The organism is Pseudomonas lundensis (assembly GCF_002269125.1).
GTDB lineage: Bacteria > Pseudomonadota > Gammaproteobacteria > Pseudomonadales > Pseudomonadaceae > Aquipseudomonas > Aquipseudomonas lundensis_A.
Genome location: NZ_NQKI01000064.1, coordinates 1 through 7501, shown reverse-complemented (window position 1 = coordinate 7501; position 7501 = coordinate 1). Strand labels below are relative to the sequence as shown.

The following is a 7501-nucleotide window of genomic DNA, read 5'->3' as shown; positions in this document are numbered from 1 at the left end:
CAATTTAATGGCGGGCTAACGCCGGCTCAGGCCGAGAAAAAACTTAACGTCGTGTCCGGGATTAGTTGACCACTACACATCTGAGGATGACAAGGAAACGTATAACGCGCTGTGCACCTTATTCCGTAACGCCTTTCGAGAAATTGATCGACTGGGAACCTTTGACGATACCGTTTCGGGGCTGAACAACGGCGTCGTGGAAGTACCTTATTGGGCCTGGAATGAGCAGTTGGACACCGTAAGGGGAATGTTGCGTGGCAACGGCGAGGACGTTCCGTTTGCTTGGCCATTACTACGGGACAATCTGCACCTGTGCCATGCGCTGATCAGTAGCAAAGCATTCACCGTTACGACTGTCCTGCCCCAGGTGAACAATTTCCCCACATTCGCTGATGCTCCCCGGCGAATCTATATGTCGGCGACCATCGCTGACGATAGCGAAATTGTACGTACGTTCGACGCCGATCCTCAGCATGTGAACAACGCGTTGGCCTCCAGATCTCTCGCAGGGATCAGTGAGCGGATGATCCTGATCCCAAGCCTGATGCAGTTCGATTTCGATGCGCAAAGCGTCGCTAAATCCATTCTCAAGCAAGTCGCTGCGATGAACCTTGGGGCTGTGGTGTTGGTGCATGCCAATTATGCTGCAAAGGCATGGGATGGCACTGCTCAATTCGCCGAAGGCTCAGACCAAGTTGAGAATGCAATTGAGGCACTGCAATCTCGCAGAACGAGTGGGCCAGTCGTATTTGCCAACCGTTACGATGGGATCGATTTACCTGGCGATTCATGCAGAATCCTGGTGATGGAAGGGCTTCCCTCCGGGACATCTGATTATGAGCTCCTGCGTGCTGCCACCCTATACGGTGGGGCTACCATCAGCCGCATGCTAGCGCAGCGCATAGAGCAGGGTATTGGACGTGGAGCGCGTGGAGCGGGTGACCATTGCGTAGTGCTGCTTCTTGGTTCTGATTTGGCAGGTTGGATTGCCAAGGACGCGAACTTCAAGTTGCTTACGAGTGCGACCCGAGCACAGCTCGAAATGGGGTCGACGGTCAGCAAGGAAGTCAGTGACGTTAACGATTTGGGAAATACAATCGGGCTCAGCATCAACCGGAACACTGAATGGGTTGAATACCATGCCGCTACGCTCGCGGAAAACGTGGGGCCGGAAGCGCCAGATCCGAGGCGGTTCGATACGGCGTCGACGGAGCGCAAAGCTTTCAACCTCTGGGCGGATGGCTGTTATGACAAGGCCATCGCTCGCTTGGATCAGGTAGCTGGTGCCCAGGACGCGGTTGATGACCAAACACGCGGTTGGCTATACCAATTGGCAGGCCGGATAGCGAACAATTGGGGGCAAGCCGAGCGCAGTGACGAGCTCCAACGATCGGCATTTTCGGCGAACCGTAACCTATTACGTCCGCGCACCTCATCACCCTACCGACCCCTCCCTACTCCCGGTGCGCAGGGCGCAGCTATTGCATCTCAGCTGCGTGGATATCGGATGAGACGTGGTTTGCTTCAACGCTTCGAGCAGGTGGTATCCAGGTTGAACAGCAACGCTTCTGCCAACCAGTTTGAGCAGGCGCTTGCAGATCTCGGTGTCTTGATAGGCCTTTCTACCGAACGCCATGACGTCGGTGGGGAGGGGCCTGATGTACTATGGCTTCTACCCAACAAGGCTGCTCTGATCCTGGAAGCAAAAAGTCGCAAGCAGGACAGGAACCCTTTAACCAAGGAGGAGCATGGCCAGCTTCTTGTCGCAGAGCAGTGGTTTGTTCAAAACTACCCTGGATACTCAAGTCTACGTGTGGTTGTGCACCCCACGAACAAGGCAACCGCAGCAGCGTCAGCACACGAGAGCTATGCCCTCACGCTTGATCGGCTGAATCAAATGGTTGCAGATTCTAGGGTATTGCTGAGAGCGCTCTGCGAGTCTCAATTGACCGACATTGAGCTTGAAGGGCATTGCCAGCATTTAATCGAGCACTCGCAGATACGCGCGGACAGATTGGCCAACTACTTAGTGCCTTTCGTGGAAGGGTAGTGGATATCCACTCAGAGTACGTCTGAAATCGGCGAACGGCAGGCGCATGGTGCGTCAGCCGGTCGCCAAAATCGATGGTTCAATAGGCTAGTGGCCCTGACCAGCACCTGGGGTATTGATCAAGACGTCGATCCGCTTGCGAGTCTGGCCCCCCAGCTCCGCAGCTGGTCATGTCCAGCGGGGCAGAGCTTGGTAAACGGGGAATCGAATGTCGCATCGGCGTAAATATGCAGCGACCAAAAGGCGCATAGGCACCTTTTGCATTTGAGAACTGGGGAGGACACTCATTAGTGTCACTCAATCCTCACCAAGATGGCTTCTAGTCATTCATCTTCAACAGCCGCGTCTCAATGGCAGCTCTTGCGTTTTCCAGCAACGCACGATGGTGGCCATACAAGTCTGCCGCGTCCTCGTCATGGAGATAGTCTTTAGCTCGCTGATTGGAACGCTCCGCGCTGGAGAGCTCAAATACATCGATGGTCTTTTTGCCTTTAGTCGAGCCGTTACGCTCTTGGATTAAAACTTTAACATCCTCCGATGTATAGGTGATGTGGTCGTCGAGGTCATCAAAGTAAGGATGTACGAATGAGAATTCTGACCGTCGATAGGTGCTTCCTTTGACCAATATTGGGTCGAAAGTTTTCTTAAGGTCGGTGTTGCACGTATAGCATGATAAAACTAAATTGGTAGGCCAAAACATCCACTCTCTATACGATTCCTTCGGGGCTATATGATCTCGGTGAGGGCGCTTTTCGAACAGTCGGCAGCCACAGTAAGCGCAGCGCCTCTTCTGTTCGATAAGCATGAGTCTCGTCATTTCTTGTTTGAAATTCTTAGTTGCCTGTTTTCCATGGCTCCAGGGATCTTTGGCCTTGGTTGTAATTGCATAATGCTTTAATTCTTTGACTAGCTTCCATCCATACGAGGGGACTATGAACCTTTTCAATTCAGACGCTCCATGTAAGTTTGGACTTCCTTAACTACTAGCGCCAGCGGCTCAATGCCTTTGTAGTTAATGCGAGATATCTTGGTCATGAAGCCGTTGAGAAAATCTCTGTCTTTTCCCCCGTCTTGGATGTGCTTAAGCACGGCGCTCAGTTCTCTCGTCAGGTGGTAGTTTGACGCAGACGGTATTTGCAATACGTTATACAAGACGGATTCGGAACCCCAACCCTCGAATACGCCATCTTGAACCTCAGCGACTATTTGATCCGACTTGCGCCCCAGCGTGACAATACTGGCAAGTCCATGCGCTACGCTTGACAGCATATGAGGCGAATGGGTCGCGATGATGACGTGGCTCCCAGTGGCCCCTGCTAAAGACTTTTGTAATAATTCCACGTAACGCTGTTGCCAAATTACATTGAGGCTAACCTCAGGCTCATCAATCACCACTAGGCAGCCAGGGGTCGCGTAGGCAATGACTTTCGCGCCGACTGACAGTAAATTTTGCTGCCCTGAACTCAACTCCTCAAAGCCCAACCACGATCTTCCCTCAAACAAAAGGCTTGGCCACACAGAAATACCAGCGCGACTCGCAGCTAAAAAACCAATCACAAGTCTACTCAGATTAGATTTGTCCTGCTCTTGAAGTGTGGCCAGTCTCAATGTGGCTCTCTCGACTTTAGAGTAGAGTTGAGTTTGAAGATTATTTTCCAGTAGAGTGAACAGCTCCTCAATATGGCCTGTCATAGCTAGCAGCTCCTCACCGCTGATCATGTCAGCCCTTCTAGAGCCCATGCGCCGCTCTAGCCGCTCTTGTATATATTCGAACTTGTTAGCGATTTTGAGGAATTTTCGTATTTCCTGAAGCTTACGTCTGTTGAACCCAAATGCGATTTCCCTGCCATTGCCGAAGACCATATCAATCCATGACCCAAATGCTTCCAGGCGCGTGCTATCGGCAAGCATTCGTATCACCGACTCAGCCACCGCTCTATCGGTCGATCCCGTCGTGGTCAGATTGGTCGCTTGTCTGACTCCTAGGTAATAATAGAATTGATCTTCGTCGATGCTATCTTGACGATAAGGAAACTTATCGATCACTAGGTTAGAAATGGCTAGGATTCTTGATGGAAGATGTGGTGTAGAAAGTTTTTTCTCTTCGGAGTGTTGGGCCCTTGTCTGATCTGAGATACCATGTGCCCTCGCCACTATTTCAATGCATGGCAGGTTGTGTGAGCCTGATAGTTGGCGATGATATTTTTCTTCAATTGAGTTTTGTGAATGTTGCTCATTAAAAGCATCTACTAGGCTGGCTAGCATGCGGCTTTTGCCAGTGCCATTTGCTCCAACGATAAAGGAGATGTGTGTTTTCTTTAAGTTGGCGTTCTCGCCGATAAATTTAACATGTCCGTCAGAGCCGTCTCCGAAGTCAAAGCGAGCACTTTCTAGCAAGTATGATGGTGTTTTCACTTGCAGACATCCTTGTATGTAAATAGTGGGAATACTACCCGTGTTTTACGGCCTAGCGATGCTGTTGGGCCAGCCTGTCAAGTTGGCTTTAGGGCGTCGCATTCAAAACATGATGTGTGGGTTGCGGGCTTAAAAGTAACCGATGTTGCATTCGATATTATCTTCTTATGACGTCAGGCTAAATCTGTTGCTTGCTGATTAGGTCGATTAGTTGCACCTGCATTTTTCAGGATTTTGGTTTTATGGTTCTGCCGTCGTCAGAGGGAGGATATGTGCCTGCAGCCGTTCGAAATTGAGCTCCATATCCGCCTCGTAGTAGATCCTTTAGACCAGCCTCAAAGGTGGCTCAGGTGGTGTGAGCATGAAGCGGCTTTCAACCATCTCGCGGGTAAGCCCACAAGCCTTGAGAGCTTTTCTCCAACTCGCATGATCCAGCAAATCCAGGGCGCGCTGCACCAGTCGAGGTGACTCCATCTCGATCTGATCATCGAGATCTTCCCGCCGTGTGAAGCCCTTACGATTCAGGTAAGTGAAGCCTGACTTGGCCTGCTCTTGGCTGATGAGATCCAGAGCCTGAGCCCGATAGATCAGAGCCTTGAAACTAACCTTCCACCTCAGCTTTAGCTCACCCAATGCTTGCCAGTTGAGATACCGGCCTCGCATTGCAGGGAATTCTCCTGCAAAGCTTGCCCTGGGCATCAAAAGGGCACTTGCGAATTGGTTGGCCTGATCTTCCGTGTGCCGGCAGCCCGTTTCCACACCTTGGTGCATCACCAGGTGACCGAGCTCATGGGCGATGTCGAAACGTTGTCTGCATGGGTTCTGCTTTGCGGTGTTGCGAACAATCAGTGGGCGCTTGTTGTGTAAGGAAAACGCGTCGATGCGATCATCCGCTTCAGCGATATTGACGACCAGCACTCCAATTTTCTCGACCAGTCTGGTGACGTTCGAGAGAGGCCCAAGCCCCAACGATTGCTCTCTACGAAAACGCTCAGCAATCTGTTCGATAGTATTGACACTTGTCACTGGTTCATCATGTGTCCGAAAGCTGATATCCGGGAACGCGACTTCTTTGTCGAGCTCATCAATCAGCAGTTCGAAAAGCTCAACCTGAGCTGCAATCGATTTCTTCACCGTCACAGTTGAGGCGCGCACGCTTCGGAAATGGCATTGCTCAAGTTCAACGGAGCTGCGTCTGGGCGCAAAGAAAAACTCCTGAGTGACGCCCAGAGCCGTGCTCAGCATTTCCAGCTGTACGGCGGAGGGAAATCCATTTACCTCCAGTTTGTGAGCATACTGCCGGGTAACTCCAAGCAGGTCACCGATGTCTGCAAGCGACCAGCCGGACGCGCAGCGCGCAAGGCGCAGCTTGTCCGGAGAGAATTCGTCGCCTAATGCCAGTTGCTGTGTTCTATCGTCCATCTACGCTGCCAGGTTCGTCGGTTTTTTTCGTGTCGGCGTCTTTGTTTCTGCGAACCACCAAAGGTTCCTCGATCTCGACTTGAGCAGGGAGATCGCTGGTTCTGACCGGCACGCTGGCCTTGTATTCATGTGCCCAGTGGCAAAGGATATTTTGGTTGATATCGAAGCCCACGATCGTGGCTTTGAACTCAGGGAATTCGAGGTCGTTGTTCCCATCGACAAACAGTCTCCAGGTGGAAACCTCGGGGCTGGCCTCGAAGAGACTCAGTTGGTGCAGCTCGACCAGATTGGCCTTGAGCCGATGCAGTTTCTTAGGAGCATCAGGATCGTCGGTGACGATCTGTAGCAAAACTCCGTTGATGCTGATCGTGAAGTCCATGGTGCCGTTTCGCAGCTCAAGCCATGGCAGGGTCACATCGGCACCCAACGCCTTACAGAGCCCTTGAAGACGCCCGTAGAGCAGGGTCGCGCGGGTGTATGCGGTATCGTTTGGTGTAGATGCATCAGCCAGCGCCTGATACGCAACTGAGATCACTTCCTGGCAGACCAGATCCAGGTATTCGGGGAGCAACTCGGATGCGAAATGACTTGGGTGCTGGATTTCGTGCATCGATACGACCTCGAAAACTGTGCAAATAAGGGATACTGTCAACCGGTATTTTTGTGCAGAAATCTTGGTTTGTCAACTGGAGGATCTGCAGGCTCTTCGCACCCAAAAGCGTCTCAGTCAGCGGATACCGAGCCAAAGCGTTTATTGATCGGTCGTGTCTATGCGAGCTCTGTAAGCAACCGACACAACGCATGGTTGGAGTTATGCTCAGCAGTTCCTGACATCACTCAACCAGCGGCACAATCCGCTGCAAAGTCCCAGGGTTCGCAAGCCTCGGAGAGCCCTCAATCTCATACACGCAGTGCTCAATCACGCGAGCTCCTTGCGCCTGCACGTTCCTGACGAACGCAGCCCCCGGCCTTTCCCCATCAGCGCCGCCTTGAGCGGAGGTGAACACCAGTACCGGAGGGAGCTCGACCCCCAGTGCTTCGTTCGGGCTCAGTGCGAATCCTGCATCCCATGAGTACCCTGCGAACTCGTCTGCTTTGATCATCCGATACATCTGTGACTGAGACACGAAAAGCTCATTCGACCTGACGTTCACAATGCGAATCAGGGCGTCATCCTTACGTCGAAGACCACGAGGAGAAAGCCGAATCAGATCGCCCTTTTTAGGCACTTTCGTATCTGCTGGAACTGAGCTGTACCGCCGGTTCAGCAGGTGGGCAATCTCAGGGCAGTCACAGATCACCGCGATGCGCTGAACGTCCTCTGCATCGATCCGTGCCTCGATCTCGGAGAGTTTCCGAAGGCATTGCTGGATTGGCAAAGCACCTTGCTGGCGAATGCGGACATCCACGGTGGGGAAGTAGCGAGACATCTGATCAACAGCTGCATTGGCCGGCAGGGTGGCATCGACCAGCGCAACCAAATTCACCACATTCTCCAGCTCTGCCAGCAGCTGAAAAATCTCGAACAAGGGCAACTGTGTTGGCGCTGATTGAAAACTGACCCACCCTGCCGATTGAAAATTGACCCAGGACGGATTGCTGATTTCTGTCCCA

5 protein-coding genes and 1 pseudogene are annotated in these 7501 nt (G+C 52.2%); 1 reads left to right on the top strand and 5 read right to left on the bottom strand.

The annotated features are described in order from the left end of the window. Nucleotides 1-247 precede the first annotated feature (247 nt). Nucleotides 248-2050 carry a helicase C-terminal domain-containing protein gene (locus CJF39_RS22125; protein WP_249275415.1) on the top strand — a complete coding sequence of 601 codons (1803 nt, stop codon included), beginning with the start codon at nt 248-250 and terminating at the stop codon, nt 2048-2050. A gap of 319 nt (nt 2051-2369) precedes the next feature. Here CJF39_RS22125 and CJF39_RS22120 read toward each other — a convergent pair whose 3' ends face one another. From CJF39_RS22120 to CJF39_RS22100, 5 genes and pseudogenes are all read right to left on the bottom strand, one after another. Further along, nucleotides 2370-2996, bottom strand: a complete 627-nt coding sequence (locus CJF39_RS22120) for a retron system putative HNH endonuclease (protein ID WP_094995318.1) — start codon at nt 2994-2996, stop codon at nt 2370-2372. Beyond that, nucleotides 2993-4465 carry an AAA family ATPase gene (locus tag CJF39_RS22115; RefSeq protein ID WP_158682876.1) on the bottom strand — a complete coding sequence of 491 codons (1473 nt, stop codon included), beginning with the start codon at nt 4463-4465 and terminating at the stop codon, nt 2993-2995. The genes CJF39_RS22120 and CJF39_RS22115 overlap by 4 nt, the downstream gene beginning before the upstream one ends. 324 nt (nt 4466-4789) lie before the next feature. Next, a complete protein-coding gene (locus tag CJF39_RS22110) occupies nt 4790-5887 on the bottom strand; it encodes a helix-turn-helix domain-containing protein (RefSeq protein WP_056847373.1) in 1098 nt (365 codons plus the stop codon). Continuing rightward, nucleotides 5877-6497, bottom strand: coding sequence for a hypothetical protein (locus CJF39_RS22105; protein ID WP_094995317.1), 621 nt, complete (start codon nt 6495-6497; stop codon nt 5877-5879). Before CJF39_RS22105 ends, CJF39_RS22110 begins: the two co-directional genes overlap by 11 nt. A gap of 223 nt (nt 6498-6720) precedes the next feature. Beyond that, nucleotides 6721-7501 (bottom strand): annotated as a pseudogene (locus CJF39_RS22100) (hypothetical protein); the annotation flags it as partial.

Bases quoted from the DNA above. Each gene is read 5' to 3' on its own strand.
- CJF39_RS22105 (WP_094995317.1), bottom strand. From the start codon at position 6,497: ATGCACGAAATCCAGCACCCAAGTCATTTCGCATCCGAGTTGCTCCCC.
- CJF39_RS22125 (WP_249275415.1), top strand. From the start codon at position 248: ATGTTGCGTGGCAACGGCGAGGACGTTCCGTTTGCTTGGCCATTACTA.
- CJF39_RS22110 (WP_056847373.1), bottom strand. From the start codon at position 5,887: ATGGACGATAGAACACAGCAACTGGCATTAGGCGACGAATTCTCTCCG.